Below are 25,443 nucleotides of genomic sequence, written 5' to 3'. Positions count from 1 at the left end.
ACCTCCATCGGCTTATGCCCCTTCGCCAGCAGATCCAGCACCAACTGCCGACGCCCCGGAGCCAACCTCGATCTCCTCACAACACCCTCCAAACTCAAGGTGTTGCGACAATCCCCTGACCCCAAGGGGGGATAACGGGTACTGGGGGGACACGGCCGAAACTGATTCGGCGAGTCGAGCCATGCTGGAGCTTCTGTGTCCACGCCGTCCCCGCCCGCTACTACCCCGCGTCAATCAAACTCTGCTCACCCAAAGACTGCGCGCCGCTTGAGCTGGGACGTCGTGCGCGTCCTCGCCGTTCTGGCCGTCATCTTCACCCACACGACCTATATGGGTCCCTACCTGCATCCGGAGCTCGGCCATCCGCTGACTCCGCATCCGTTCCAGGTCGGGGCCAGCGCGCTGCTGGTGATCAGCGCCTACTTCGTCTGCGTGACCGTCCGCAAAGACGGCTCCACCATCAGCTGGCTGTGGCGGCGGTACGCGCGCGTGGTCCCGCCGTACCTGGCTGCTGTTGTCATCACCTACACAGCGCTCACGCTGTTCGGCCCTGACCAGTGGACCTTGCCCACCCCGCATGACCTGTGGGGCAACCTCACACTGGCCAGCTCTTTCGACCCGACCGTGCGGATGATCGACGGCTCCTACTGGACGCTGCCACTGCAGCTGATGGCGTTCACCACAGCCGCAGTGCTCTGGCCGCGCGGCGCACTGAGCGGTCAGCGGGTCACAGTGCTGCTGTGGGTGATGATCCTGGCGCCGGTGATCCTGCAGTGGAACGACCGGATCGCCAACAGCCCGCTCTGGGTGATCCAGCTCTGGAACGGCTTCGGCATCCACAGGCTGCAGCTGTTCGCCATAGGTATCGCCATCTGGCTCTGGTCGAAGCACCGGATCGGTCTGGTTCACCTGGGCGCACTCCTCGTCGCCACTGTGTTCGCGCATCACGCGCAGACACAGGACCTCCCGTCCGCACTGGGCATGGGTGTCCTGCTGGTAGTCGTCGCCGGCGCCGCACGCGGACCGGACTGGACAGTGTTCGAACCAGTCCGGCGTCCGGTGCAGTTCCTGGCCAAGATCTCGTTCGGGATCTACCTGCTCAACCAGGAGCTCGGCTATCTCGTCGCCTGGCAGCTGATGGAGCTAGGCGTCGGTCGAGTCGGCCAGATCGCCGGTGCGGTCACTGCGGCGATCCTGCTCGCCTGGCTGCTCACCCGGTACGTCGAACAACCGGCGTACCGGCTGTTGACCACCTTCAAGCCTGTCCGGCGGCTCGGAGTCCGTGCGGTGTCCTGGCTCTCGACCTGACATGTACGGTCCTCGACCCAAGGGGCTGCAATCCCTTGGGTCGAGAACCAGCTTCGGTGTGAGCGGCGACGATCGCGTCTGCCGTCTCCCAGGGCTCAGCCGCGGCGTCCGGGCGCACGATCGCACCGGACCGCTGCAGGCTGAAGAACGTCAGTACGGCGTCCTCGATCGCGCGATCCTCGGTGGTGTTCACGAGGACGTCGAGGCGGCGGTGGTAGCCGAGGATCCCGGCGATCGTTTCGTCGGACCGCTCCGGGGTGAACGCCAGTGCTTCGACCTGCTGCGGGAAAGCGCCGACCAGGTCGTACACAGACTCGGGATGCCGGGCCGCAGCGACAACGACCGCACCGGCTGCCGCGGCGGCAGCCACGATCGAGCGCCCCAGCGCGCTGTCCGCGCCGGTCACCAGCCAAACCATCGCCATGCGGTGTGCCCCCAGCGCTCCCCAGCCATCTCTGAATTAAGACTCTAGTCCAAAGTGATGTCATAGTCTGTAGATGGACTCTGACTCGGTAACAGTTCACTCGGCGGATGTTTCCCCGCTCGGGCGCCGGGAGCGGAGCAAGGTCGCCCTCCGGCAGCGGTTGCTGAGCGCTGCGATGGCGGCGTTCGCGGAGAAGGGCTACCGCGCGGCCACCATCGACGAGATCGCTGAACGAGCCGATGTCGCCCGGGCCACGGCGTTCAATCACTTCCCGCGCAAAGAAGACTTTCTGCTCGCACTCATCCTGGAACGACGGCAGACTGTGCTCGGCAAGCTCGGGGACAAGCTCGAATCCCACGAGCTCAGCGCGATCGACGCCATCCGGGAGGTCGTCCGCGAGCTCGGTCGCTGGTGGGATTCGGACCGAGACATGAACCAGGCGATGATGCGCGCGGTCCTACACTCCGGCGTGATGGCCACCGCCGGCTCGCACGCAAGCGGGCTGGCCTTCGGCCGCGCGATCGCCACCGGACAGGAGCGCGGCGAGATCCGCGCCGATCTGGATCCGATCGCGGCCGGTAACGTGATCTTCGACGGCTACCTAGGCATCCTCTACCGCTGGGGCCTGGGCGAGGTCGATCAGCCCCTCGAGGAAGCCTTCGGTACGGCGCTTGACGTCGTGGTTACCGGGATTTCACCGCGCTAGTCTGCGCGGGGAGCGCTGCTTTGCGGCACGCTTGGAGCAACTGACCGTTGCTGTGAGGAGAACGCGCATGAGCAGAGCGAGCCGCCGGGCCGTCCTCGGCGGGGCTGTCGCCACCGCCGCCGGTATCGCCGCCAGTGGAACGTCCACCGCCGGCCGTCCACCGGGGAAGTTCACCGGGAAGGTCGTGCTGATCACCGGCGGAACGTCGGGGATCGGGGCAGCCACCGCCCGGGCGTTCGCTGCCGCGGGAGCACGTGTCGTCTTCGGCGGGCGCCGTACGGCGTTGGGTCGTGAGGTCGAGCGGACTATCCGGGCAGCTCGCGGCGAGGCGACGTACCTGGAGACCGACGTCCGTTCCGCATCTTCGGTGGAGAGATTCGTCAGCGACGCCGTACGGCGGTATGGGCGGCTCGACATCGCGTTCAACAACGCAGGCGTGCAGGTCGGGTCGGTCGCGGAGTGGAGCGATGGGCTGGCCACGAACGTGCAGGGGCAGTTCCTCGCGATGAAGTACGAGCTCCCGCATCTGATCGCGGGTGGCGGCGGGCACATCATCAGCAATTCGCCGGCCGCGCAGGACCTGATCCGGACCGCGGCGGCCGAGTACGGCGCACAGGGTGTCCGCGTGAACTCGATCGTGCCGGGGACTGTGCCGGCGGCCGCAGTGGCGCAGGCCGTGCTGGGGCTGGCGGGTGCGGAGTTCAGCTACCTGAACGGCGCGACGATGCCGGTCGGCGGTGCGTCGGTCTGATGCAGGCGGTTGTCGTCCACGGCCCGGGGGATGTTCGTGTCGAGTCACGACCGGACCCGTCTCCTGGGCCGGGCGAGGTCGTGGTCGCGATGGAGTGGGGCGGGGTGTGCGGCAGTGACATTTCCTATGCACACCACGGCTCCTCCGGTACGGCGGTCCTGCGCCACCCGCTCGTGCTCGGCCACGAGGTGGCGGGGCGCATCGCCGTACTGGGTGCTGGGGTTTCCGCCTGGGCGATCGGCGATGCGGTGACGGTGCATCCGGCATCGCCCTCGTCGGAGCCCTTGCCTGCGCTGGTGGCGGGGCGGACGAACTTGCACCGGGAAGTTCGCTACTTCGGGTCGGCGGCCTGTGATCCCCATGAGGACGGCGGATTCTCGTCGTACCGGGTTGTGCGCGTTGATCAGCTGCGGGCGTTGCCTGCTGGGCTGTCCACGCGGATTGCTGCGCTGGCCGAGCCGTTGGGGGTTGCGCTGCATGCGGTCAGTCGGCTGGGGGATGTGCGCGGCCAGACTGTGTTTGTGAATGGCGCTGGGTCGATCGGGGCGCTGGTGGTCGCGGCGTTGAAGGCACGTGGTGCGGCGCGGGTGCTCAGTGCTGATGTGAACCCTAATGCGCTGGCTATGGCCTCGGCGTTGGGCGCGGACGAACTGTTCGATGCACGGGATGGGTTGCCTAGCGAAATCCCCTTGGTGGTCGAGGCTTCCGGCGTTTCGGCGGCACTCGGTGCGGTGCTACGCGCCACGGCTCGCGGCGGAACCGTCGTACAGGTGGGGAACCTGCCGATCACGCCAACGCCTGCTGCGCTGGGGGATCTGGTTTCGCGGGAGATCACGTGGACTGGTTCTTATCGGTTCGTCGACGAGATCACTGAGGCCGTTGCGTTGCTGGCCGGTGGGCTTGATGTGACGCCGTTGATTGCGGGTGAGTTCGAGCTCGCCGACGCCGCAGCTGCGATCGATGCTGCGGCGTCGACGGCCGGAAAAGTCTTACTACGCTTGGGGCCGGCTAGCTTTGAGACAGGGCTTCGGCGTACCAGGGCTTGATGATGCCGTCGATGATCGCGAGCCGCTCGTCGAACGGGATGAACGCCGACTTCATCGCGTTGATCGCGAACCAGCGGAAGTCGGCCAGCCCGTAGTCGAACGCCTCGGCGAGCAACGCCAGCTCACGACTCATCGACGTACCGCTCATCAGTCGGTTGTCGGTGTTGACCGTCACCCGGAACCGCAGCTTGGTCAGCAACCCGATCGGGTGCTCGGCAATCGACGTCGCCGCACCGGTCTGCAGGTTCGAGCTCGGGCACATCTCCAACGGAATCCGCCGATCCCGCACGTACGCCGCCAGTCGCCCGAGCTCCACTTTGTCGCCCGCGGGGTCGTGGTTGATGTCGTCGATGATCCGAACGCCGTGGCCCAACCGGTCCGCGCCACACCACTGAATCGCCTGCCAGATCGACGGCAGTCCGAACGCCTCACCGGCGTGGATCGTGAAGTGCGCGTTCTCCCGCTGCAAGTACTCGAACGCATCCAGGTGCCGGGTGGGCGGATACCCCGCCTCCGCCCCCGCAATGTCGAACCCGACCACGCCCGCATCACGATAAGCCACCGACAACTCCGCGATCTCCATCGACCGCGCCTGATGCCGCATCGCCGTCAGCAACTGCCGCGCCACGATCGGCCGCTCCGCCACCGCCATCCCGTGCTCGAACCCCTCCCGCACGGCATCCACCACCTGCTCCAGCGACAACCCCTTGGTCAGATGCTGCTCCGGCGCATACCGCACCTCCGCATACACCACCCCGTCCGCCGCCAGATCCTGCACACACTCACTGGCCACCCGCTTGATCGCCTCGGCCGTCTGCATCACCGCGACCGTGTGATCGAACGTCTCCAGATACCGCTCCAACGACCCCGAGTCCGCCGACTCCACAAACCACTGCCCCAGCTCCCCCGCATCCTCCCGAGGCACCTTGTGGCCGACCTCCTTGGCCAACTCCACCACCGTCGCAGGCCGCAGCCCCCCGTCAAGATGGTCATGAAGAAGCACCTTCGGCGCCGCGTTCAACTGCTCAGGCGTGATCATGGACCCATCCTCGCACCGGACCCAGGCGGGGCAGATCGATCTGCCCCGGGATGCCCCTGGAATCCCTTCGTGTCGCAGGCGTGTCCCGCGAAAGCGTTGCGCTATGAACGACAAGCCGCGCTTCGAAAGCGCCCCCGCCCGATCGTCCCTGCCCACCTGGTACCCAGACCTGCTCGACAGCATCAGCCAACACATCACCACCGGCCACCGCCGTGCCGTCACCGCGGCAAACCAGCAAGTGCTTGCGAGCTATTGGTCGGTCGGCTCCGAGATCCTGCTTCGCCAGGATGAGCAGGGCTGGGGAAGCAGGGTCATCGACCGGTTGTCCACCGACCTCAAGGACCGGTTCCCCGGCGCGACCGGCTACTCGCCCCGCAACCTCAAGTACATGCGCGCTTTCGCGGTCGCCTGGCCAGACCCTGAATTTGTGCAGCACGCTGCTGCACAAATTCCCTGGGGCCACCACATGGTGCTCCTCGACAAGCTCGACAAGCCGGAACTGCGCCTCTGGTACGCCGCTGCTGCGGTCGACCGCGGCTGGAGCCGAGGCGTGCTCACGCTCCACATCGAGGCTCAGTTCCACGAGCGGTCCGGCAAGGCGATCTCCAACTTCGCCACGGCGATGCCGGCCGGTGACTCCGACCTCGCCCAGCAAGCGACCCGCGACCCGTATCTGTTCGACTTCCTCGGCACGACCGACGGCTGGCAGGAACGAGATGTGGAGCGGGGGCTTGTCGACCATGTCGGCAAGTTTCTGCTGGAGCTCGGCCAGGGATTTGCCTTCATCGGGCAACAGGTCCGGCTCGAGCTCGGCGGCGAGGAGTTCTTCTGCGATCTGCTCCTCTACCACGTGAAACTGCACTGCTTTATCTGCACTGCCTCAACCACAAGATGGAGCGCGAGGACTACCTACGACTCGCTGGGCGAGCTCACCCAGCGAGTCCGCGAACAACAGCGCATAGCAGGAAGGGACTTCCAGGGACGTCGACCAAGCTCTTCGTCGGCGAGTACAACCGATGTCGACGTCGACCAGCCGCGGTGGACTCACGGCCCGAGCGAGACAGTGGTACAGTGGCCTCATCATGATCAGCCCGGACGCCTAACGGCTCGGGCTGATTTTCTTTCCCCGAAGGACTAGTCATGGCGGAGTATCAAAAGCCGTGGCTATCGGTTTCCGAGCAGATTGAACGACTCGCCAAGCGAGGCGTCGACGTCGGCGACCGGGATGAGACTTCGTCCTTGCTCAACGCAGTCGGCTACTACCGGCTGACCGGGTACCTCTTTCCCTTTCGGTCATCCGAGTGGGTAGCTGGGCCGGACGGTCAGGACGCCTTGATCATCCTCGATGACTACCAGGCGGGAACCTCCATTGCCGCCGCCGCAGCGTTGATCGACTTCGATCGCCAATTGCGGATGCTGGTGCTCGACGGAACCGAGCGCATTGAGGTGTCACTGCGAACGAGCATTGGACACCTCCTGGGTGAGGTGTCCGCCTACGCCCACACTGAGCCGGCCAATTTCGGGCCTGCTTTTACGGAGCACGGCACCGACTCGCAGACCGGCGAGAGCTTGCCGAGCAAGCTCGATCAGTGGATCGAACGGGTCGAGCAGCGCCGAGACAGCTCCGATGAGGCCTTCGTCGCGCACTTTCGGGATCGCTATGAGAACAAGATGCCGATCTGGGCACTGACCGAGATCATGGAGTTCGGACATCTCGCTCGGCTGTACGCCGGTCTCAACAACCCACTCGCGACGAAGATCGCGCAGTGGTACGGCGTGCCCAGCAAGCGCGTGATGGCGAGTTGGATCGCCAGCCTCAACTACGTGCGCAACGTCGCCGCGCATCACGCAAGGTTGTTCAACCGGAAGCTGGTCGTAGCGCCCAAGCGATCCAGCAGAGGGAGCATTCCAGCGCTGGATCATCTCAGCGATCACGACAGCGCCAAGGCACGCTTCGGCGTGTACAACGCCCTGGCCGTAATGGCTTATCTGATCGGTGTCATCGATCCGAGCTGCGATTGGTCCAGAAGAGCCGCCGAGCTAATCCTTCGCTTCCCGCCGTCCGGTCACATCAGCACCGAGTCGTTGGGAGCGCCTGCCGGCTGGAACAAGCTCGCCTTATGGCAGTAGCTGCACTACGGCGGGACGTCTGAGACGCGACCGGTTCAGTATTCGTTACAGGGGCCGCCGGCCGGAGACGTCCGACCAACAGCAGGGCGATCTCGAGGCCGACCACCGGTGACAGTTAGCGAAGCGCGTTCAGCCATTTGTGCAAGCGCCGCTTGCACAAATGGCCGTGCGGAATCGTGCAGCGCCGCGTTGCACGATTGATGGGCGGAGCCTTGAGTCCCCAACCAGCCATTCTCGGGGCGCTGCGATGACTGACCCGTGCTCAAGGCGACGCGCCTGCCCCGCCTTGAGCACCCATCAGGCACTTTTCGGCACCGCGGATGACTGAGCCGTGCTCAAGGCCACCGCGGTTGGGGTCGGCTGGCCGGGAGCGCAAGGAGTGGACCTCCGAGTGTGACCGCCGTGCCGTTATCCATCGATTACCGGCGACACACTCCCGCCAGTCGAGGCCGCTGGACGCAACGCGTCGAGCGAGGCCACCGTGGCCGGCGACCACCTCGCGCCGTCGCACATCCGGCCGGGGAGGCAGGTTTCTGCAAGTGCGGCTTGCAGAAATGGTGGTTCGGAATTTGTGCAGCGCTGCGTTGCACGATTGCGCGGCGACGCTTTGAGTTCGGGTCAGCCATTCTCGGGGCGCTGCGATGACTGAGCCGTGCTCAAGGGTGGGCGGGTGTGCTGCTTTGAGTACCCATCAACCACTTTTGAGCCGCGGGGATGGCTGATCGATGCTCACGGGTCGGTACGGCGGCTAGGGGTGGCGGAGGTGGGTCAGGCCGGACTGATACGGAAGGCGGGGACGCCGGGGGCGATGTGCTGGAGCACCTCGTCGGGGGAGTTCTTGGTGACGTCACCCTCGAAGAAGGCGCCTACTTCCCAGGACCACTTCTTCAGGTAGAGGCGGAGGATGTCGAGCTTCTCGGTGTCGGCGAGCTCTTCGGCCTGGAAGGTTTCGGTACCGCGGCCGAGCTGCAGGCGGGCCTCGGGGGTGGCGCGGAGGTTGCGGACCCACTGGGTGTGGCCGCGCGGCGCCACCAGGTAGCGCTGGCCGTCCAGGATCAACAGGTTGACGGGGGTGCTGCGCCATTCGCCGGACTTGCGGCCGCGGACCGACAGAACGCGACTGCCCATCAGGCTGACACCGAGCTTGGTCAGGCCGGCGACCGCGCGGTTGAAGACGCGCATGCTGCCCTCGCCGCCCTTGAAGACGCGCTTGCTGTCGTAGGTCTGCTTGTACTCGGTCATCGCCGGGGCTCCTTCTGAGCGGTTTGCGAGAGCAGTGCTCTCTATTGTGATCAGTGAACACGCGAGCACTGCTCACTGTCAAGAGCAGTGCTCTCGGTTTTGTGGCAGACTGGCCCTCATGAGCGCTCCACGCACTGCCCGCGAGCGGGCCCGAGCCGAGTTGACGGACGAGATCAAGGCGGCTGCGCGACGGCAGTTGGAGAGCAGCGGAGCGGAGAGCTTGTCGCTCCGGGCGATCTCGCGAGAGCTCGGGATGGTGTCGTCAGCGCTCTACCGCTACTTCCCCAGCCGGGACGAGCTGCTGACCGCGCTGATCATCGACGCGTACAACGCACTGGGCGAAGCAGCCGAGAAGGCAGCGCAGCAGGAGTACCCGCATCCCCGCGAAGCGTGGATCGCTGTGTACGCCGCCGTCCGCGACTGGTCCCGGGCCAATCGCCACGAATACGCGCTGATCTACGGCTCACCAATCGCCGGCTACCAAGCCCCGCAGGACACAGTGCAGCCCGCGGCACGGGTCCCGCTGGTCCTGATGCGCATCCTCAGCCAAGCCCATGCGGAGGGTTGGCTGACTGAACTGAACGCGCCCGAGCCCACCGGCCGATTGGCTGAGCAAGTCGATGTACTGGCCGGCCTGGCTCCCGGCGTACCGAAGTGGATGCTGCTGCGGCTGGCGATCGCCTGGACGCAGTTGTTCGGGATGATCAGCTTCGAGCTCTTCGGACAGCTGGTCGGATCGATGGACCCGGCCGACGACTTCTTCGCCGAAACCAGCCGCCAGATGGCCGCCTACGTCGGAATCAGCTGAACGGCAGTACTCAACTGAACGGCAGTACTCAACTGAACGCCGTCGGCAGCGGCAGATCGAGCGCCCGCCGCACCCGCCGTACATAGTCCGCACGCGGGATCGAGATCGCCCCCATCGTCGCGAGATGGTCGGTCACCCACTGGATGTCGAACACCCGATCAGCGGCGTGCTCGTCGTCCAGCAACTCGATCAACCCCGCCACCGCGGCCTTCGAACCATCGGTCTTGTGATGGAACATCGACTCCCCGGCGAACAGTCCGCCGATCGCAACGCCGTACAGGCCGCCTGCGAGCTCGTCGCCGTCCCACGCCTCGACCGAGTGCACCCAGCCGAGCCGGTGTAGTTCGGTGTACGACGCGATGACGTCCCGATCGATCCATGCCCCCGTACGACGCGGGTCGGCGCACGCGCGAATCACCTGATCGAACGCCGTGTTCACCCGAATCTCGAACTTCCCCCGGGCCCGCCGTACCGTCCGCGTCGGCCGATACCCGGCCACCTCGATCACCCCGCGGTCCACGGGCGACCACCACAGCACCGACGCCCGGTGATCCGGCATCGGGAACAGACCTTGCCGGTACGCCGCCAATACCGTCCCCGGAGCCAGATCCGCGCCACCGGCGACCACGTCGCTGTCACCGGCGACCGACACCGGCGGGAACTCCCACACAGACGCAGCAGGCTCGACAGGCACCCGCCCATCCTGTCCCATGCCAGATCCCAGGGGACACCGAGGGTTTGTCCCGAGTGGCGCGGGCACCTGGGGCACGTAGAGTTGAAGGTACGCCTGGGTCTCCGACGCGTGGGGTTCGGCGGGAAGGAGCACCGTGGCCGGAGTAGCCAGGTTCGTTGCCAGCAGTCTCGCGCCCGCTGCCCAGCGGTTCGCGCCACAAGCTGCAGCGGGCGTACTGCGCCAGATCCTCGAGTTCGCCATCGACGGGTACCAGCGCTTCCCGAGTGCCGAGCGGGTCGCGGACAACAAACTCGAAAAGGTCGGCGGTGACGTCCAGCTCGCCATCGACGCCGTGGTCGACCAGCACATCCGCCTCGCCGGGGTTCAGGGTTTCGTCACCAGCATCGGCGGCCTCGTCACGCTCCCGGTCGCCCTCCCGGCGAACATGACCGGCCTGGCCATCGTCCAGGCCCGCATGGTCGCCGCGATCGCGCACCTGCGCGGCTACGACCTCGACGACCCCCGCGTCCGGACGGCAGTCATCACCTGCCTGCTCGGCGAGGACGGCGTCACCGACCGCCTGAAGAAGTCCAGCCTGGTGACCTCGCCCCTCGCCATCGCCACCGCCCCCGTCTTCGATCCCGAGCTAGACCGCCAGGTCTCCACCGAGGTCGTCGCCGAGTTGATCGCCCGAGTCGGCGGCAAACGGATGGCCATCACGGTCACCCGCCGCGTCCCCCTCCTGGGCGGCGCCGTCGGCGCGACGGTCGACGGCTGGTCGACGTACCGAATCGGTCAGTACGCCGACAAGAGCCTCATCCGCCGGACTCGCCGCCCGATCGAGCCCTGAGGTCGGGCTCAGCAGCCACCCAGGATGGCGGCGTTGTACTCCATCGTGCCTTTCTTGTACCCGGCGCCGCACAAGGAAGAGCCCTGCCACTGCGTCCGGAACGACCGCCATTTGCCGGGCGTAACGGACCACTTACGCCCGCCGTCGATGCACAGGTTGTACGAGTAGCGGCCGCCGTACACCCGGGTCCCGGACCACAGGATGTACCTGCGGTGCTTGGACGACGAGGCGATCGTCCACGTGTCGGTCACCGACTTCGACGTGGTCCACGATCCGGCGACCGCCAGCTTCACATTGAGCGTGGCGCTCGCCTTTGCAAGGATGACGCCGGCCTTCGCCGACGCCTCGGCGGTGGTATCGATACCGGCGGAGAAGGTCCTGTCCTTCCTGAGCGCGACCTGTCGGTTGAAGCCGACCCCGGGCGCCAGCGAGATGCCCTCCATATGGGTAGGGGCGTTGGAAACCGTGATCCTGTTGACCTTCGCAAACTTCTCACCGGGCTTGCAGATCTGCGGTACGGCGTGCGCCGTCACCGGGGTGATGGCCACCAGACCCGGTACGGCCAGCGCCAGAACCGCTGTGATCCCGATCCCCCTGCGAACCTTCATCAGTCACCTCTGTCCGTTTGTGGCACCCACCATGAGCGCCACGGACAGCGTCGCCCGTCGCACCGAGAGTCAACAGGGACAAAGCGGTACACCACCGGCGTCAGGCGGGCACCGCGACCTCATGTGCCGCGTAGACCACTGCTGCGAGCCGCTGCTGCTCCTCGGCCTCGGCGCGCCGGCCGAGTGCGAGATAGGTGTGTCCAAGACCGGTACGAACCCTCGCCTCGCGATGCCACAGCTCCCCCTGCAGCGCGATCTCCAGTGCCTCGAGGTAGGTGTCCACCGCTTCCGGATACCGACCGATCTCCCGGTATCCAGTGGCCAACTCGTCCAGCGCCTCCGCCACCAGTCCCGGCATGGCGCTCGCGCGGATCACGTCCATCCCCGCGAGCAGCAGGGGAACCGCCGCGGTCGCCCGGCCACTCTCCCGCAGCGACGTCGCCGCGCTGATGTGCACCCGGCGCAGGGCTGACGGATCGTCCTTGGCGAATACGATCGCCGCCTCGAACGACTCCAGTTGACGCTCGGTTTCACCAATGCGTCCGTGCAGCATGCCGAGTGCCAGTCGCGCCCACGGACCGAGGTAGGCCGCAGCAGGTTCGGTTTCGATCAGCTCGATGGCCTCGTGGACGACGGGGAATCCCTCCTTCGCACGGTCGGCGCGCTCGAGCAGATGAGTGAGATTCACCAGCGCGCTGATCAGGAACAGCCGTGATCCGATCTGCCGCGCGGCCTCGGTGGCCATGGCCATCTGGTCCGCGCCCGCGGAATAGTTGTCGCCGAGTTCGCCCAGCGCCAGGCCCAGGTCGAACCGCACCAGCGCCGTACCGACAGGGTCGGATTGCAGGTCGACCACCGTGGCCGCCGCCCGGTTCACGTCACGCCACTCCAACCACCGCTGCCGAGCACGGCCGAACGCGTTCATCCCGACGGCGAGCCGGACCGCGGTCTGCCGGTCCTCCGCGGTCCCCCGGGCAGCACGCCGTACCAGCTCGACGAGGGCACTTCGATCGGCGTCCAGCCAGTCGACTACCTCGTCGAGCTCGGTCAGGTCCCGTGCCTCAGCAGCCCAGTCAGCGTCACGCCAGCTCGCGCTCAGCGGGCTCTCTCCTGTCAGTTCATCGGCTCGCCACAGCATCGCCAGGTAGCACCCGAGCACCTTCTCGCGGACGACTCGCCGGTCCTCCGCGGTCGTCCCTTCGCGGCCAACCGCTCGCACGAGGTCGTGCAGACGGTAGCGATGCAAGGCCGGTGCCTCCAGCAGATGGGTATCGACGAGCCGGTCGAGCATCTCTTCGGTGTCGTCGAGTGTGCGGCCCAGCACCGCGGCCGCGACCCGTAGCGGGAACTCACCCGGCTCAAGCAGAGCCAGTACGCCGAACGCGGCCGCAGCACCCTGATCGGCAGGGACCGATCTCAGGTCGTGGATCGACAGCGCGATCGATGTCCGGACACCGGTCTCCCCGGCAGCGAGCTCGCCGAGCCGGGTGCGCTCGTCAGCCAGCCGGTCCGCGAGTTCCTGTACGGGCCGGCCGGCCGGCAGCCGTGTCCCAGCGATTCGGACGGCGAGCGGCAGGTTGCCACAGGCCCTCGCGACGGCCAGCGCCGCTTCTGGCTCAGCAACCACCCGCGCCGTACCGATCACTTCACCGAGCAGCAACAACGCTTCAGCGTCGGACAGGACGTCGAGCCGGAGGTGCAGCGCACCGGGAAGCTGGTCGAGCAGGCGCCGGCTGGTCACCACTACAGCGGACCCCGCCGTACCAGGGATCAGTGGTGCCACCTGCTCAGCGTTCGCCGCGTCGTCCAGTACGACGAGGACGCGGCGCCCCGCGATGGTGGTCCGATAGCGAGCTGTCGCCGCGGCCAGCTCATCCGGCACTTCCTCGGGCGGCACTCGGAGAGCCTGCAGGAGGAAGCTCAGTGCATCGAGCGCAGCGATCGGCTTCGCCTCGCCGCGCAGATTCAGGTAGATCCGGCCGTCCGGGAACTGGTTCGCGACGAGGTGGCCGACGTGGATCGCCAGCGTGGTCTTCCCGATGCCGCCCATGCCCGTCACCGCGGAGATCACCACGCTCGTCGGCTCGGCCGGTCCGTGGCTCCGCAGCAGCAGGTCGGTCAGCGTGCGCACCGGCTCGGCCCGGCCGACGAAATCCGTGACTCCGGCCGGCAGCCCGTCGGGGCTCTCGCCTCCGTGCCGGGCGGCCGCCTCGAACCGGCGTCTGTCGTCCGCGCCAAGCTCCAACGCGTCGGCCAAGCTGCTCACGGTGCGCGCCCGAGGACTGCGCCGACGACCAATCTCAAGCGTGCGAATCGCTTCCACGCTGAGCCCGGATCGCTCGGCGAGCTGCTCCTGTGTCAGCCCAGCCGCACTTCGGAACCGCCGCAACAGCTCGGGCACTCCACTCACGCCGTACCTGCCGTTCTGTTGATCTGGAGCCAGCCTCGAAGGTCCGCGGGTGACCACGACGGTCGGCCCACCATCCGGGCAGCCGCTCGCCGCAACGCCGTCGGCAGGCCTCCGCACAGCTCGACGATCTCTTGGGTCGCCGCCGGATCAGACTGCCACCGGTCGGCGCCGGCGAGCTGATGGAGCAACCGCACCGAATCCTCAACGGGTAACGCACCAAGGACAATTTGCCTGTCGGTGGCCACCTCGCAGACCGGTTGGCGACTCGTCACGACAATCGTTACTTTTGTTGCCTTAGGCACCTGTTTGGTCGTCGCGACGTCATCGAGGACAAGGAGCGAACCCGCGGCCGGCACGACCGGACCGAGCGCTCCGCGGCGGAAGACCTCACCGGCCGGGAACGCGACCTTACGCGCCGCGTGCACGGCCAACGCTGTCTTGCCGGCACCAGCCGGACCAGTGATGGCGATCATCCCAGGCACAGCCAGCAGGTAGACCAATCGGCGGACCTCGTCGGCCCGGCCGGTGAAGTCCTGAACGTCGGCAGGCAGCTCGTGCGGGACGGACGTCCGGTCCGCACCGGCCGCGGCGAACGTGACCCGCTCAGCACGGGACAGACCGAGCGCATCAGCCAGCGACTGCAGGGTGACCTCGCGCGGTGACTTCCGCCGCCCGGACTCCAAGCTGCGGATCGTATCGGCACCTACTCCAGACCGCTCGGCCAAACGCGTTTGGGTCAGCTGGGCGGCACCTCGAAAGCGCCGCAGCAGCTCCCCGAACGAGCGCGTCTCCACTCCGACATCCATCGCCCCCAGCCCCTTCCGTTGCCCGAAGGAGCGACAAACGCTAGCCGGAGGTGCAGGTCAAAGTGGTCTACAACATCCACCGTTGCAGGAACGTGCAATGTCAGCCGGCGAGGGCCTGTACGACGCGGCTCGGGGAGGGCTTGCCCAGCTGCTCGGCCATCCAGACGCTGGTTTCGACCAGTTTGGGGAGGTCGACGCCGGTTTTGATGCCGAGTCCGTTGAGCTGCCAGAGCAGGTCTTCGGTGGCGAGGTTGCCGGTGGCCGATTCGGCGTACGGGCAGCCGCCGAGGCCGCCGGCTGAGCTGTCGACGGTGGTGACGCCTTCCCGGAAGGCGGTGAGGGTGTTGGCGAGGGCCTGGCCGTACGTGTCGTGGAAGTGCACGGCCAGCTTGTCGATGGGGACGCCCGCAGCGGTGAAAGCGCTGATCAGCGCGGTGACGTGGCCGGGCGTCGCAACGCCGATGGTGTCGCCCAGGGACAGCTCGTGGCAGCCGAGGTCGACCAGGCGGGCGCCGACCTTGACGACCTGCTCGATCGGTACGTCGCCCTCCCACGGATCGCCGTAGCACATCGACACGTAGCCGCGGACGCTCAAGCCCTCGGCCAATGCACGCTGGACAGTCGGGGTGAACATCGCGAACTGCTCGTCGACAGTCGAGTTCAGGTTCTTCGCAGCGAACGTCTCGGTGGCGCTGGCGAAGATCGCGATCTCGCGGACGCCGGCGGCCAGCGCGCGATCCAGACCGCGCTCGTTCGGGACCAGGACCGGCGCGCGAACGTCGTCCGGCAGGTCGAGCTGGGCGAGCAGTTCGGTCGCGTCGGCGAGCTGAGGGACCCACTTCGGATGCACGAAGCTGGTCGTCTCGACGGTCCGCAAGCCGGCCTCGACCAGCCGGCGGATGAACTCCGCCTTCACCTTGACGTCGACGATCGCCGACTCGTTCTGCAACCCGTCGCGCGGCCCGACCTCGTAGATCGTGACCTCGTCGGGCAGGCCGCCGGCCGGTACCCGCTGCGGTGTCCGCATGTGTCGCCTCCGTGCGTTCGGTGGGTTCTCCACCACAATGGCTCGTGATGACAACTCTCGCCGACATTCTGCGCAGCGTCGAAGGCGGAACGTTCCCAATTGCGGATCTGGGCGTGACAGTCGTCTCACCGCCGTCCGCCCGGGACTCCTGCGTGATGGCCTTCACCGGCCACACCGTGATCGCTGCGGACGTCGACCCGGCCTGGGTCGCGGAGCAGCTACCGCCCGAAGATCCCGCCGAGCCGGTCTCCCCACCGTTCCTGACCGCACTCGGTGCCGCAATCGGCCGGCACGCGCACTGCCTCGACGCGATGCTGCTCGCACCGGCGCTCGCTGATCCCGCCGTACCGGACCTTGTGGAGCTCGCTGACCGCGGTCACCCACGCCTGGTCCGCGCGTTGGAGTTCCGCGACGACGTCCGCGGGTACGTCGACCCGTACGGCGGAGTCGTCATCGTCGGCCGAGGTGTGGCCGGTCGCCTCGAGTGCGCGATCGAGGTCCCCGATGCGGTGCAGGGTCAAGGGCATGGCCGCCGGCTCGCGCTGGCCGCACGCGCACTGATCCCTGCTGACGCGCACATCTGGGCGCAGGTCACGCCCGGCAACGCCGCATCGTTCCGCGCTTTCCTGGCCGCGGGGTACCGGATCGTCGGTTCGGAGATCTCGTTTCTCTGATCGATCCCCGCGCTTCTAGCCCTCGCGCATCTATCCCCCGCGCCAGCTACGCCCCACTCCTTCGTCGCGTGCTCCGCAGGCGCCCCACCCACCCCTAGCTTTGCGCGCTACCGCGCCCCTCGCGGGCTGCCGCCCGCACTGACCGCCCTGTGGCTGGCCGCCGCGAGTAGCGCTGCGGCAGCCTCGCGCAACTTTCCGCAACTATGATGACCAGCAACAACGCGCAGCGTCAGACCCGGAAGAGCAAGTTCGCGCAACGACGACGCAGCGAGCCATCCTGGAACTCACGCTCGTAGCAGTGGCCCGGAGCCCCAGGGCGGAGGGCGAGGCTTGAGGCCTAACTTTCATTAAACGTTAGTTATCATCTGTTTTATGAAAGTATCGCCGTCGGCGCTCCTGCCGATTCTGAGGTCCGGCACGGTGGGTGAGCTGCTGGCCCGGTTCTATCTGGATCCGGACCGGCGCTACACGCTGACCGAACTGGCCAAGGAACTGGATGTGTCCTTGCCGACCATCGCGCGTGAAGTTGACCGGATGCGCGAGAGCGGTTTGCTGACAGAGGAGCGAGTTGGCCGGGCTCGAGTGGTGTGGGCCAACCGGAGATCCGTCCTCTATGAACCGCTGTCTCTTCTGGTCGCGTTGACCTACGGTCCACGACCGGTGCTCGAGCAACTCCTATCAGATGTGGCTGGCGTCGACAGCGGTTTGATCTATGGATCCTGGGCGGCGCGCTATCAGGGCGAACCCGGAGCAGAGCCGAACGACGTGGATGTCCTGGTCATCGGTGCCCCGGATCCGGATCAACTGTTCGACATCGCTGACGAAGCTCGTCGGCGTCTCCGTCGCGAAGTCAGTATCCGCTCAGTCAAGCCGAGCGTGTGGACCGATGCTGACCCTCGTGACCCGTTTCTGAAACACGTGAAATCTCGACCAATGGTCGAGTTGGACCTCAAGGGTGATGCAGTATGACGTGGGACAAGGGCAGCGGAGCAATTCAGTTCCTGCTCAGTGAAGGCCGTCTGGAGCGGGTCACTGCCTCGCTGGAACAAGCTGAGATTCTCGTGGCGGATGCTCGCCGGCACCTCGTTTCTGCCTCGCTGATCAGCGAGGCCGACCCCTTGGGTGCATACGTCCTCACGTATGACGCCGCACGTAAGTCAATCGCCGGAATCCTTGAAGCACAAGGACTGCGAGCCACTGCGAAAGGTGGCCATGTCGTACTGTTCGATGCAGCCATGGCGCAGTTCGATCCCCCCTTGGGGAAGCTCATCAGGCCGTTCAATCGAATGCGGGCCAGACGCAATCAAGTGGAGTACGCCTCGTCCTCGAACCCTGAGGTGACGACCGACGAGGTTCTCGCCGATATCGAGAAGGCGAGAGACCTGATCAACCTGGCGACGCAAGTACTTCCTCGGGTGGACGAGTTCTGAGGATCTCGGCCTGCCTTGCAGGGCGGGGGTTTGGGCGCGGCCGTGCCGGGGCCACCGGCGTGCGGCAGGAGAAGGAGCGCGCGACAGCACGCACCGCCGGGGCGGGCGGGAGCGTGCGTAGTGGACGCGGTGAGGAGCGGAGCGACGAATGGCGGCTGCGGAGCACGCGTGGGGAAGGATCACCCTCGCCGGAAGCTGGCGAGGGTGGAACCCAACCGCCTTTAGGGGCAGGACTCCGGGGACCGGCTGGTCGAGCTCAGAGCGGTGACGCCAGTCAGTGGCGGCAGGACCGCGCGCGGGGTGAGCGTGCCGTCGGCGCGGCGGCGGCGGATGAATGGCTGGCCTGCGGCGACGGCAGTGATCTGTAGTTCGCCGCCTACTGCGGAGGCCGTGACCTGGTCAGCCGCGTCGCCGGTCTGGGTTGGCCATTGCCAGCTGCCGTCGGTGTGCTGGACGGCGTAGTAGAGCTGGCCGCCTGCGGCGATGACGATCATCATTTCGCCGGCGACGTGGGTGACGTCGATGGAGGTGATGCCGTTCAGGGTGGTGAACAGGTTTCGCGAGCCCCAGGTGCCGTCGCCGAAGCGGACGCGGTGGTAGATCTGGGAGCCGGCGACGGAGATGACGTTCAGTACGTCGTGAATGTCCGTCGCGGCGACCAGTTGAGCGGCATCGCCGAGGCGGTTGGGGCCGTCCCAGGTACCGTCGGGGTGCTGCATGGTGTGGAAGATGATGCCGTTGACCGCGAAGACGGCTTGCAGCGAACCGATGACCACTGAGGTCGCGAGCGACGAGATGCCGGCGATCCGGCTGAACTCGTTTCGGCTGCCCCAGGCGCCGTCCACCGTGCGCACTCGGTGATAGATCGTGTCGCCGGCGAGCTCCATCACGTGCAGCGCTCCGTTGTACTCCGCTATGCCGACCAGGCGAGCTGTCGAGCCGAGCGGGTTCGGGCCGAGCCAGTTGCCGCCGGTCTCCTGGATGGTGTGGTGGGCCGCGCCGCTCGCCACCAGGACGAGCTGAACCTGCGGATCCACGAAGGCGCCAGGCGCATCCAGGCGGAAGAGCGCCGCCGCGCCGGCGGGTAGCCGGACCGTCATGAACTCCGGATATCCCTGCTGCGCATAGGTTCCGGTGAAGGGATCGAACTGTGAGATCGCCTTCACCGTGTCAGTGTTCACGTTCACGACGGCCTGCGCGACCGTGCCGTGTGAGCGGTTGGCGATCAGCAGCCACCGGGTCTTCGACGTGCGGTCCGTACTGCGGAAGCGGCCGAGGACGACAGCGTCACCGGAGGTACTACGCAGGAAGGTGTCCGGCGTGAACGCGGCTGCGCCGGCCGGAGGCGACGGCTCATTGGCGTGCACGACATGCTCCGAAACGAGCGGTTTGAGCTGCGCTCCGACTGGGCTGAGCCACTTGGTGTTCAGGTCCTTGGAGGCGTCGTACAGGTCGGTGCGGTTGCCGTCGAAATCGAGCAGCGCCGGGCCGAACACCTCGCCACCAGACGACCGTGGTGTCTGGTAGCAGAAGTACTGCACACCCTTGCAGCCGTAGGCGAGGCTGATGTTGACCTGCCAGGCGAGCTCCGGCGGCGTCGGCTTCCGATGGTTGTTGTAGGCAAGGGATTGGATGTAGATCCACGTCGGCCGCCCGGTCCCGAGCCCGACGGCCCGCATCTCTTGCCAGGCAGCAAAGTAGCCGCCGTCCTCGAGGCCGCCGCTGAGCAACGGATAGCGGTCGTACGACAGGACCACCGGCCGGAGTTTCTCGGTGAAGCCGTGCACGTAGCGCCGCCAGCCTTCACCGTCGCCGGGGTACATGTTCAAGTACGGCATCAGGTGCGGAGCTTCCCGCTGGAACGCAGCGGTGGCGGTCGCGAGCGCCGGGAAGGCCAGCGGCCCGGGCTCATCAGCCAGCCGGTACCCGACGAACGACGGGTGCCGCGCATAGTCGCGATACGTCTGCAGTGCCCGCTCAGGCCCGTTGACGACCAGCGCCTTCAGCCCGACCTGATCGGCGTACGACAGCGTCGAATGCACGTACGCCGTATCGTCCTCATCGCTCGCACCGACGAACGAGAAGGTGAATCCGGCGTTCTTCAGCTCCTGGAACCGCTCCAGGGTATTGAACCGTTCCTGCATCGACGGCGGCCAGAACGAGCCGATCGGAAACTCCGGTCCGGACAGCAACGGCACCGGCGAGCAGGCCGCCACCGCCGCCTCCGTCGTCTTGGCCAGCGCCGTGGTGGCGGGCAGGAAGGGCAGGATTCCCGCCGCGGCGGCGAGCTTCAGAATGCCGCGGCGGTTGATCGTGTGCGGGGCAGTCGCGCTGGAATCGTCCGTCATGAACCGCATTCGAGCACGCCTGCAGTCGGCGTTCCATCGGTGAAACCTCGCTCGAATACCTACAGACCGCGCGCCGGACAGCAAGTGATCCTGCTGTCCGGCTGCGGCCAATTCTTGCTACGGGCAGTGCTCCACCGAGCGTCCGGCGGACGCCAACGCGGTGAGGTTCCCCGGAGCCCCCGGTACGGCGGCCCTAGCGGTCAGCGTGCCGTCCGCGCGCCGACGCCGGGTGTACGCCTGACCACCGGAGATCGCCGTGATCTGGAGTTCCCCACCGACCGAGGATGCCGCGACCTGGTCGGCCGCGTCACCGGTCTGTGTCGGCCACTGCCAACTGCCGTCGGTGTGCTGAATCGCGTAGTGCAACTGGCCACCCGCGGCGATCACGACCATCATCTCTTCGCCGACCACAGTGACGGCGACCGAGGTGACACCGGCCATCGTGACGAACAGGTTCCGCGAACTCCAGGTGCCGTTGCCCCGCCGTACCCGGTGATAGATCCGCCCGGAAGCCTCGACCTGGATCAGCTGGAAGGTGCCGTGGAGTTCGGTGCCGGCCACCAGGTTCGCGGCATCGCCGAGCCGGTTCGGGCCTTCCCAGCGGCCGTCCGGGACCTGCATCACGTGATAGACGACTCCGCCCGAGGCGAAGGCGACCTGCAGGCTGCCGAGCACTACCGCGGCGGTCATCGACGACACACCTCTGAGTTCGCCGAACAGGTTCCGGGCGCTCCAACTGCCGTCCACGGCGCGCACGCGGTGATAGATCACGTCACCGGTCATCTCCATCACATTCAACGCACCGTTGAACTCGGATGCCGCCACCAGACGGGCCGGACCGCCCAGCGGGTTCGGGCCGGCCCAGCTGTCGTCGGCCTGCTGGATGGCGTGATGCACTGCGCTGTCCGAAGCCAGGACGAGCTGCGCCTGCGGATCGAGTGAGGCACCGGCCGCGTCCAGCCGGTAGAACGCGGCTGCGCCTGGGGCGAGCGAGACCGTGATGGCGGCCGCGGTCGGCTGGGCGGTGTAGGTCCTGGTCGTCGGGTCGAAGCGCGAGATGCCAGTCACCGTTGACGTGTTGACGTTGATGGTGGCTTGAGCAGAGGCCGAGTGCGACCAGTTTGCCACCAGCAACCATCTGGTCCGCGGCTTGCGGTCCTTACTGCGGAAGGTCCCGAGGACAACCGGATTGCCGGAGGTGCCGGTCAGGAACGCGTCCGGGCTGAAGGGCTGCACACTCGACGGGACTGAGCCGTTCGCGTGCACGACCCGCTCCGACACGAGCGGCAGGAGCTCCGCACCGGCGGGAGCGAGCCAGCTGGCGTGCAGCGTCTTGGCTGCGTCGTAGAGCGGAGTCCGGTTGCCGTCGACGTCGATCAGCGCCGGGCCGTAGTCTCCTCCCTCTCTTGCGTCTGGCGTCGAGTACGTGAAGTACTGGATGCCCTTGCAGCCGTAGGCCAGGCTGACGTTGACCTGCCAGGCGAGCTCGGCGGCCGTTGGCGACCGGTACGGCCCGTGCGGGACCGACAGGATGTAGATCCAGGTCGGTACCCCGAGGCCCAGGCCGGCGGCGCGAAACTCCTGCCACTCGGCGCAGTAGCCGGTGAAATCGTGGTCCTTGAACAGCGGATAGCGGTCGTACGACAACATGTGTGGCTGCACGGTGCTGGCGAACTCGTGGATGTAGTCCCGCCAGCCCCCGAAGTCGGGGAGCAGATTGATGTTCAGCAGCAGATTCGGGGCCGCCTCGCGCAGCTTGGCCGAGCCGGTCGCGAGCCGCGGGAACTTGTCCGGGCTCGGCTCGTCGGCCAGCCGGAAGCCGATGAACGACGGGTGCCGGGTGAATTCCTGGCGACGCGCCAAGGAGTTCTCGGGGCTGGCGACGACCAGCGCTTTCAGTCCGACCTGGTCGGTGAAGTCCAGCGAGGTGTGCACGAACGGCACCTGCCCGGGATCGTCGTTCTCCCTGCCGTGGAAGGTGAAGGTGAATCCGGCGTCCTTCATCTCCTGGAACTTCTCCAGGGTGTTGAACCGATTTTCCTGCATCGACGGCGGCCAGAACGCGCCGATCGGGAACTCGGGTCCGGAGATGATCGGCAGCGCCGAGCAGGGCGCGGCAATTGCCTTTGTGGTCTGGGCCAGAGCTTTGGTGGCGGGCAGGAAGGGCAGGATTCCGGCCGCGGCGGCGAGTTGCAGGATTCCGCGGCGGGCGATCGTCGGCGGGGTCATACCTCGCATTCGAGCACGCCGATTCAGGGCGAAGAACCACTGAAACCTGGCTCGAACAGTCCTTGCCAGGGAGTCAGTCTCGGTGGTACGACGGGGTTCTGCCGGCGTAGAAGGTGCCGCGATAGATGCCGTGGATGATCTCCGCCTCGTAGCCGTCGAGTTCGGGTGCACCCAGTTCGCGGGCGGCGGCCAGCTCGGCTTGGGCGTCGTACGGGACGCGGACGAACTGGATGCCGAACGGCGCTGTCGCGTCCGCGCCGCCTTCGAGGATCGTGTAGACCGGTGTCGGGTCCTGCAGGCTGTTGCCGACCGAGCCGGCGTTGATCAGCGTGCGGCCGAAATCGACTTCGTAGTAGGCGTCGTGGATGTCGCCGTAGGCAACGACATCCGGCACCGGACCGTCGCCGGTGGCCGGCGTGTTCTCGAACAGGCTCCGGTACGCCGTTGCGTCGTGGTCGAAGTGGACGCGGGTGTGCACGCTGGTCGCGGAAGCGTGGAAGATGCGGATCCGCCGGCCGCTCAGTTGAAAGTCGTGGCTGAACGGAAGGTTGCGCAGCCAGACCCGCTGATCGTCGCGGAGCTCTTGCTGCCACCAGAGCATGCTGCCGCCGGCCGGCCATTCGCGATCGGGGTCCGGGAGGAAGTCGTCCCAGTTGCCGACGATGTTCACCTCGCACACTTCGCGGCAGCGATCGACCACAGCCTGGCCGCGCGGGCCTTTGCCGACGTAATCGCCGAGGTTGAAGATCCGGGTGATACCGCGGGACTCGATATCCGCGAGGACCGCTTCGAGGGCGGTGAGATTGCCATGGACGTCCGAGATGAGGGCGATCCGCTCAAGGTGCATGCCCGCCATCGTTCAAGGCTGGACTGCCTGAGGAAACTCGATTCCATCACCAACCACCTGCCGGGCCGTCGTAGTCGGAGGGCGCACTGGCCGCGAAGGAACGACCGCCCGACGAGCCCGAGGGACCGCCCCCGCCCGACGAGCCGCCGTACGGGCCTCCGCCACCCTGAGAGCCACCGGAGGAACCACCGCCGGATGACCCACCACGGGAGCCGCCGCCGGAGCCGCGCGAACCACCTCCGCCCGAACCACCACCACCCGAACCACTCGGCGACGAGCTCGGCGAACCACCACCTCCGCCGCCACCACCCTCGCCAGCGGAGTGCGAGGCAGCACCAGCCGCCGCGCCACCGACCTTGCTCGCCGCCGCGACTGCAGCACCCGCAGCACCGAGACCCGCGCTCCCAACAGTCTTCGCGCCCGTCGCACCGCCGCCGCCCGCGCCGGCCCCCATGCCACCTCCGCCGCCGCCACCCGAGCCGCCACCGGAGCCGAGCTTCGCGCGGCCGACGTTGATCGCCCCGGATGCAAGCCCACCTGGGTCCGCGACCGCGCCACCCATCGCGGAACTCCCGCCGGCCACCGCTGCGGTCAACGGCACGGCGAACCGCAGCAGCGCGGGTAAGGCGAACACCGCGAGCATCAGCATCATGATCCCGGTCATCGCGCGGACCAACTGGTTGTCGCCAGGCATCAGAGCGGACTGATTGAGCTTCATCGCGGCCGCGTAGATGAGCGCTGCGGCCGGCTTGTAGGCGATGAAGGCGAGCGCCCAGCCGCAGAACTTGCGGAACCAGGCCTTCCCAACCTCAGTATTCGTCGCCGCGGCCGCGAGCGGGAACGTCCCGGCGAGCAGGATCAGCATCGCGGACCGGATCAGCAGCAGCACGATCTGGATCAGCGAGGCGATCATCACGGTGACGGTGAGGCCGATCGTCATCACGACCTGCCCGGCCGCGACACCGACGTCACTGAAGCCGCCTTTCGAGACGATGCCCTTCAGCCCGTCCTCGACGTTGCCGCCCGAGGCACCCTCGACGAGCCACAACGCGAAGGAGTCGGAGAAGCCGGTCAACGCCTGCAGGATGGCCGATCCGGCGCCGCAGACCACCACGAACAGCACCATGGTTTTGAGTAACTCCTGCAACGGTTTGGCCCGCTGCTCCCAGACGGTCCGGACCCCCGCGATGATGATCGCCAGCGTGAAGATGGCGCCGACAACCCAGGTCGTCCGGTGCTGCAAATAAGCCACCGTTGGCGTTTCGGCCCAGCCCTGGGACTGGTACGCGATCGTTGCGCTCGGCACCTTCAGCCAGAACGTCGCGTTCGCGTGGATCGAGTCGAGAGCGGCCTGGGCAACCTGCCGGGCGATCGCGTCCAGCCCGGACTCCGCGACCGAGATGAAGCCTTCCTTGATCTGGCAGCCGACGTCCAACGATCCGCACATCAGAGACCACTCCACTTCACGAAGTCCGCAAGACTGCGCACCTGGACGAACGGGGCACCGACGGCATCACCCGGTGGCGGTGGCTGGAGTCGCCAGTCGTGGTCGTGCCAGACCATCGTCACGGTGAGACTCATGTACTGCGCTTCGACCGGTACGGCGAGCATCACCGTCACCTGGTCGCGATTCGCGGCGAGGATCCGGTAGCCGGCCAGTTGCGTCGGCTCGGAACCGGCCGACGGGGTTTCCTTGGCGAGCTCCCGCAGAAGCGCGTCGGTCGCCGTACCGGGCAGCAGCAGCTTGCGGGCGGTCGCGGCCGCCTTGGTCTGGTCTGCCAAGGCGGCAAGCACGTTGTACGCCGCGAAGACCGCGCCGGTGGGGGATTGCGCAAAGCAGTGCCGGAAGCCGTCGCGGTCGACAACCCCTGGCCCGAAGGCAGCCGACCGCGGGACGGCCACCCGGCGGCTGAGGTCCCAGCCGTCTGCGACCGGAGCGGTAGCGGGAAGCGCCTGATCCCCAGCAGGCAAAGCGCAAGTGGACCGGGAGGCGGGCGCGCAGCCGCCGGAGGTGGCGCAATCGTCGGCCGGCGTCGCGGGATCGCTGGGAGCGTCACCCTCTCCCCGCGCCCCATCCCCCTCGCGGC

Annotated in this window: 24 protein-coding genes; 11 read left to right on the top strand and 13 right to left on the bottom strand. The window is 67.0% G+C overall.

Annotation, left to right across the window (positions count from 1 at the left end; all coding sequences use genetic code 11):
- Positions 1–267 precede the first annotated feature (267 nt).
- Positions 268–1,308, top strand: a complete 1,041-nt coding sequence (locus E1263_RS32620) for an acyltransferase family protein (RefSeq protein ID WP_165956821.1) — start codon at positions 268–270, stop codon at positions 1,306–1,308.
- On the opposite strand, the gene E1263_RS43400 is transcribed toward E1263_RS32620, so the two are convergent.
- Entirely contained in the window at positions 1,256–1,732 is a 477-nt protein-coding gene (locus E1263_RS43400; RefSeq protein ID WP_202869158.1) for a Rossmann-fold NAD(P)-binding domain-containing protein, read from the bottom strand. The two genes, E1263_RS32620 and E1263_RS43400, sit on opposite strands and share 53 nt — an antisense overlap.
- 73 nt (positions 1,733–1,805) lie before the next feature.
- On the opposite strand from E1263_RS43400, the gene E1263_RS32610 reads away from it, so the two are divergent.
- The 3 genes from E1263_RS32610 (at position 1,806) to E1263_RS32600 (ending at position 4,235) form a co-directional block, all read left to right on the top strand.
- Positions 1,806–2,438: a TetR/AcrR family transcriptional regulator gene (locus E1263_RS32610; protein WP_132174433.1), complete on the top strand. Its 633-nt coding sequence runs from the start codon at positions 1,806–1,808 to the stop codon at positions 2,436–2,438.
- A 67-nt stretch (positions 2,439–2,505) separates the two neighbouring features.
- A complete protein-coding gene (locus E1263_RS32605; RefSeq protein ID WP_132174431.1) occupies positions 2,506–3,189 on the top strand; it encodes an SDR family NAD(P)-dependent oxidoreductase in 684 nt (227 codons plus the stop codon).
- On the top strand, positions 3,189–4,235 hold the full coding sequence (locus E1263_RS32600) for an L-idonate 5-dehydrogenase (protein WP_132174429.1): 1,047 nt from the start codon (positions 3,189–3,191) through the stop codon (positions 4,233–4,235). Before E1263_RS32605 ends, E1263_RS32600 begins: the two co-directional genes overlap by 1 nt.
- On the opposite strand, the gene E1263_RS32595 is transcribed toward E1263_RS32600, so the two are convergent.
- Positions 4,198–5,274 (bottom strand): adenosine deaminase, encoded by a 1,077-nt coding sequence (locus tag E1263_RS32595; protein WP_132174427.1) that lies wholly within the window; start codon positions 5,272–5,274, stop codon positions 4,198–4,200. The genes E1263_RS32600 and E1263_RS32595 overlap by 38 nt on opposite strands.
- A 103-nt stretch (positions 5,275–5,377) precedes the next feature.
- Here E1263_RS32595 and E1263_RS32590 point away from each other — a divergent pair, with 103 nt between their 5' ends.
- Positions 5,378–6,412 carry a PDDEXK nuclease domain-containing protein gene (locus E1263_RS32590; protein WP_132174425.1) on the top strand — a complete coding sequence of 345 codons (1,035 nt, stop codon included), beginning with the start codon at positions 5,378–5,380 and terminating at the stop codon, positions 6,410–6,412.
- A 2-nt stretch (positions 6,413–6,414) separates the two neighbouring features.
- Complete coding sequence (locus E1263_RS32585; protein ID WP_132174423.1) at positions 6,415–7,404, top strand: Abi family protein; 990 nt, start codon at positions 6,415–6,417, stop codon at positions 7,402–7,404.
- A 768-nt stretch (positions 7,405–8,172) separates the two neighbouring features.
- On the opposite strand, the gene E1263_RS32580 is transcribed toward E1263_RS32585, so the two are convergent.
- Entirely contained in the window at positions 8,173–8,646 is a 474-nt protein-coding gene (locus tag E1263_RS32580; RefSeq protein WP_132174421.1) for a nitroreductase family deazaflavin-dependent oxidoreductase, read from the bottom strand.
- A 118-nt stretch (positions 8,647–8,764) separates the two neighbouring features.
- Between E1263_RS32580 and E1263_RS32575 the strand changes: the two genes are divergently transcribed.
- Positions 8,765–9,454: a TetR/AcrR family transcriptional regulator gene (locus E1263_RS32575; RefSeq protein ID WP_132174419.1), complete on the top strand. Its 690-nt coding sequence runs from the start codon at positions 8,765–8,767 to the stop codon at positions 9,452–9,454.
- Positions 9,455–9,482: 28 nt separating this feature from the next.
- Here E1263_RS32575 and aat read toward each other — a convergent pair whose 3' ends face one another.
- The gene (gene aat, locus E1263_RS32570; RefSeq protein ID WP_132174417.1) at positions 9,483–10,148 is read right to left on the bottom strand and encodes a leucyl/phenylalanyl-tRNA--protein transferase; all 666 of its coding nucleotides are present in this window, start codon (positions 10,146–10,148) and stop codon (positions 9,483–9,485) included.
- A 133-nt stretch (positions 10,149–10,281) separates the two neighbouring features.
- Between aat and E1263_RS32565 the strand changes: the two genes are divergently transcribed.
- Positions 10,282–10,977: an EcsC family protein gene (locus E1263_RS32565; protein WP_132174415.1), complete on the top strand. Its 696-nt coding sequence runs from the start codon at positions 10,282–10,284 to the stop codon at positions 10,975–10,977.
- An 8-nt stretch (positions 10,978–10,985) separates the two neighbouring features.
- Here E1263_RS32565 and E1263_RS32560 read toward each other — a convergent pair whose 3' ends face one another.
- The 4 genes from E1263_RS32560 to E1263_RS32545 form a co-directional block, all read right to left on the bottom strand.
- Positions 10,986–11,585 carry a hypothetical protein gene (locus E1263_RS32560; protein WP_132174413.1) on the bottom strand — a complete coding sequence of 200 codons (600 nt, stop codon included), beginning with the start codon at positions 11,583–11,585 and terminating at the stop codon, positions 10,986–10,988.
- A 100-nt stretch (positions 11,586–11,685) separates the two neighbouring features.
- Positions 11,686–13,986 carry an ATP-binding protein gene (locus E1263_RS32555; protein WP_272949711.1) on the bottom strand — a complete coding sequence of 767 codons (2,301 nt, stop codon included), beginning with the start codon at positions 13,984–13,986 and terminating at the stop codon, positions 11,686–11,688.
- Positions 13,987–13,991: 5 nt separating this feature from the next.
- Entirely contained in the window at positions 13,992–14,801 is an 810-nt protein-coding gene (locus E1263_RS32550; RefSeq protein WP_132174409.1) for a helix-turn-helix domain-containing protein, read from the bottom strand.
- A gap of 100 nt (positions 14,802–14,901) precedes the next feature.
- The gene (locus E1263_RS32545) at positions 14,902–15,828 is read right to left on the bottom strand and encodes a hydroxymethylglutaryl-CoA lyase (RefSeq protein ID WP_132174407.1); all 927 of its coding nucleotides are present in this window, start codon (positions 15,826–15,828) and stop codon (positions 14,902–14,904) included.
- Between the two features lie 47 nt (positions 15,829–15,875).
- Between E1263_RS32545 and E1263_RS32540 the strand changes: the two genes are divergently transcribed.
- The 3 genes from E1263_RS32540 (at position 15,876) to E1263_RS32530 (ending at position 17,932) form a co-directional block, all read left to right on the top strand.
- Positions 15,876–16,502, top strand: a complete 627-nt coding sequence (locus tag E1263_RS32540; protein ID WP_132174405.1) for a GNAT family N-acetyltransferase — start codon at positions 15,876–15,878, stop codon at positions 16,500–16,502.
- 420 nt (positions 16,503–16,922) lie between these two features.
- Positions 16,923–17,471 carry a winged helix-turn-helix domain-containing protein gene (locus tag E1263_RS32535; protein WP_202869157.1) on the top strand — a complete coding sequence of 183 codons (549 nt, stop codon included), beginning with the start codon at positions 16,923–16,925 and terminating at the stop codon, positions 17,469–17,471.
- Positions 17,468–17,932, top strand: coding sequence for a hypothetical protein (locus E1263_RS32530; protein ID WP_132174401.1), 465 nt, complete (start codon positions 17,468–17,470; stop codon positions 17,930–17,932). The genes E1263_RS32535 and E1263_RS32530 overlap by 4 nt, the downstream gene beginning before the upstream one ends.
- 221 nt (positions 17,933–18,153) lie before the next feature.
- On the opposite strand, the gene E1263_RS32525 is transcribed toward E1263_RS32530, so the two are convergent.
- From E1263_RS32525 to E1263_RS32505, 5 genes are all read right to left on the bottom strand, one after another.
- Positions 18,154–20,280 (bottom strand): hypothetical protein, encoded by a 2,127-nt coding sequence (locus E1263_RS32525; RefSeq protein ID WP_132174399.1) that lies wholly within the window; start codon positions 20,278–20,280, stop codon positions 18,154–18,156.
- A 117-nt stretch (positions 20,281–20,397) separates the two neighbouring features.
- On the bottom strand, positions 20,398–22,509 hold the full coding sequence (locus tag E1263_RS32520; protein ID WP_132174397.1) for a PLL family lectin: 2,112 nt from the start codon (positions 22,507–22,509) through the stop codon (positions 20,398–20,400).
- A gap of 73 nt (positions 22,510–22,582) precedes the next feature.
- On the bottom strand, positions 22,583–23,365 hold the full coding sequence (locus E1263_RS32515) for a metallophosphoesterase family protein (RefSeq protein WP_238161734.1): 783 nt from the start codon (positions 23,363–23,365) through the stop codon (positions 22,583–22,585).
- Positions 23,366–23,402: 37 nt separating this feature from the next.
- Entirely contained in the window at positions 23,403–24,803 is a 1,401-nt protein-coding gene (locus E1263_RS42930) for a TrbL/VirB6 family protein (protein WP_165956818.1), read from the bottom strand.
- The coding region (locus E1263_RS32505) for a DUF8175 domain-containg protein (RefSeq protein ID WP_238161733.1) at positions 24,803–25,443 on the bottom strand (641 nt) is incomplete at its 5' end. The genes E1263_RS42930 and E1263_RS32505, both read right to left, overlap by 1 nt.

It is taken from the genome of Kribbella antibiotica (assembly GCF_004349055.1).
Classification (GTDB): Bacteria; Actinomycetota; Actinomycetes; order Propionibacteriales; family Kribbellaceae; genus Kribbella; species Kribbella antibiotica.
This window is presented reverse-complemented; position numbering and strand designations above follow the sequence as displayed.

What these genes read in the sequence shown, in the direction of transcription:
- E1263_RS42930 (WP_165956818.1), bottom strand. Translation starts at nt 24,803, where the DNA reads ATGTGCGGATCGTTGGACGTCGGCTGCCAGATCAAGGAAGGCTTCATC.
- E1263_RS32540 (WP_132174405.1), top strand. Translation starts at nt 15,876, where the DNA reads ATGACAACTCTCGCCGACATTCTGCGCAGCGTCGAAGGCGGAACGTTC.
- E1263_RS32530 (WP_132174401.1), top strand. Translation starts at nt 17,468, where the DNA reads ATGACGTGGGACAAGGGCAGCGGAGCAATTCAGTTCCTGCTCAGTGAA.
- E1263_RS32605 (WP_132174431.1), top strand. Translation starts at nt 2,506, where the DNA reads ATGAGCAGAGCGAGCCGCCGGGCCGTCCTCGGCGGGGCTGTCGCCACC.
- E1263_RS32575 (WP_132174419.1), top strand. Translation starts at nt 8,765, where the DNA reads ATGAGCGCTCCACGCACTGCCCGCGAGCGGGCCCGAGCCGAGTTGACG.
- E1263_RS43400 (WP_202869158.1), bottom strand. Translation starts at nt 1,732, where the DNA reads ATGGCGATGGTTTGGCTGGTGACCGGCGCGGACAGCGCGCTGGGGCGC.
- E1263_RS32515 (WP_238161734.1), bottom strand. Translation starts at nt 23,365, where the DNA reads ATGGCGGGCATGCACCTTGAGCGGATCGCCCTCATCTCGGACGTCCAT.
- E1263_RS32585 (WP_132174423.1), top strand. Translation starts at nt 6,415, where the DNA reads ATGGCGGAGTATCAAAAGCCGTGGCTATCGGTTTCCGAGCAGATTGAA.
- E1263_RS32550 (WP_132174409.1), bottom strand. Translation starts at nt 14,801, where the DNA reads ATGGATGTCGGAGTGGAGACGCGCTCGTTCGGGGAGCTGCTGCGGCGC.
- E1263_RS32545 (WP_132174407.1), bottom strand. Translation starts at nt 15,828, where the DNA reads ATGCGGACACCGCAGCGGGTACCGGCCGGCGGCCTGCCCGACGAGGTC.
- E1263_RS32595 (WP_132174427.1), bottom strand. Translation starts at nt 5,274, where the DNA reads ATGATCACGCCTGAGCAGTTGAACGCGGCGCCGAAGGTGCTTCTTCAT.
- E1263_RS32520 (WP_132174397.1), bottom strand. Translation starts at nt 22,509, where the DNA reads ATGACCCCGCCGACGATCGCCCGCCGCGGAATCCTGCAACTCGCCGCC.
- E1263_RS32525 (WP_132174399.1), bottom strand. Translation starts at nt 20,280, where the DNA reads ATGACGGACGATTCCAGCGCGACTGCCCCGCACACGATCAACCGCCGC.
- E1263_RS32590 (WP_132174425.1), top strand. Translation starts at nt 5,378, where the DNA reads ATGAACGACAAGCCGCGCTTCGAAAGCGCCCCCGCCCGATCGTCCCTG.
- E1263_RS32580 (WP_132174421.1), bottom strand. Translation starts at nt 8,646, where the DNA reads ATGACCGAGTACAAGCAGACCTACGACAGCAAGCGCGTCTTCAAGGGC.
- E1263_RS32610 (WP_132174433.1), top strand. Translation starts at nt 1,806, where the DNA reads ATGGACTCTGACTCGGTAACAGTTCACTCGGCGGATGTTTCCCCGCTC.
- E1263_RS32560 (WP_132174413.1), bottom strand. Translation starts at nt 11,585, where the DNA reads ATGAAGGTTCGCAGGGGGATCGGGATCACAGCGGTTCTGGCGCTGGCC.
- E1263_RS32600 (WP_132174429.1), top strand. Translation starts at nt 3,189, where the DNA reads ATGCAGGCGGTTGTCGTCCACGGCCCGGGGGATGTTCGTGTCGAGTCA.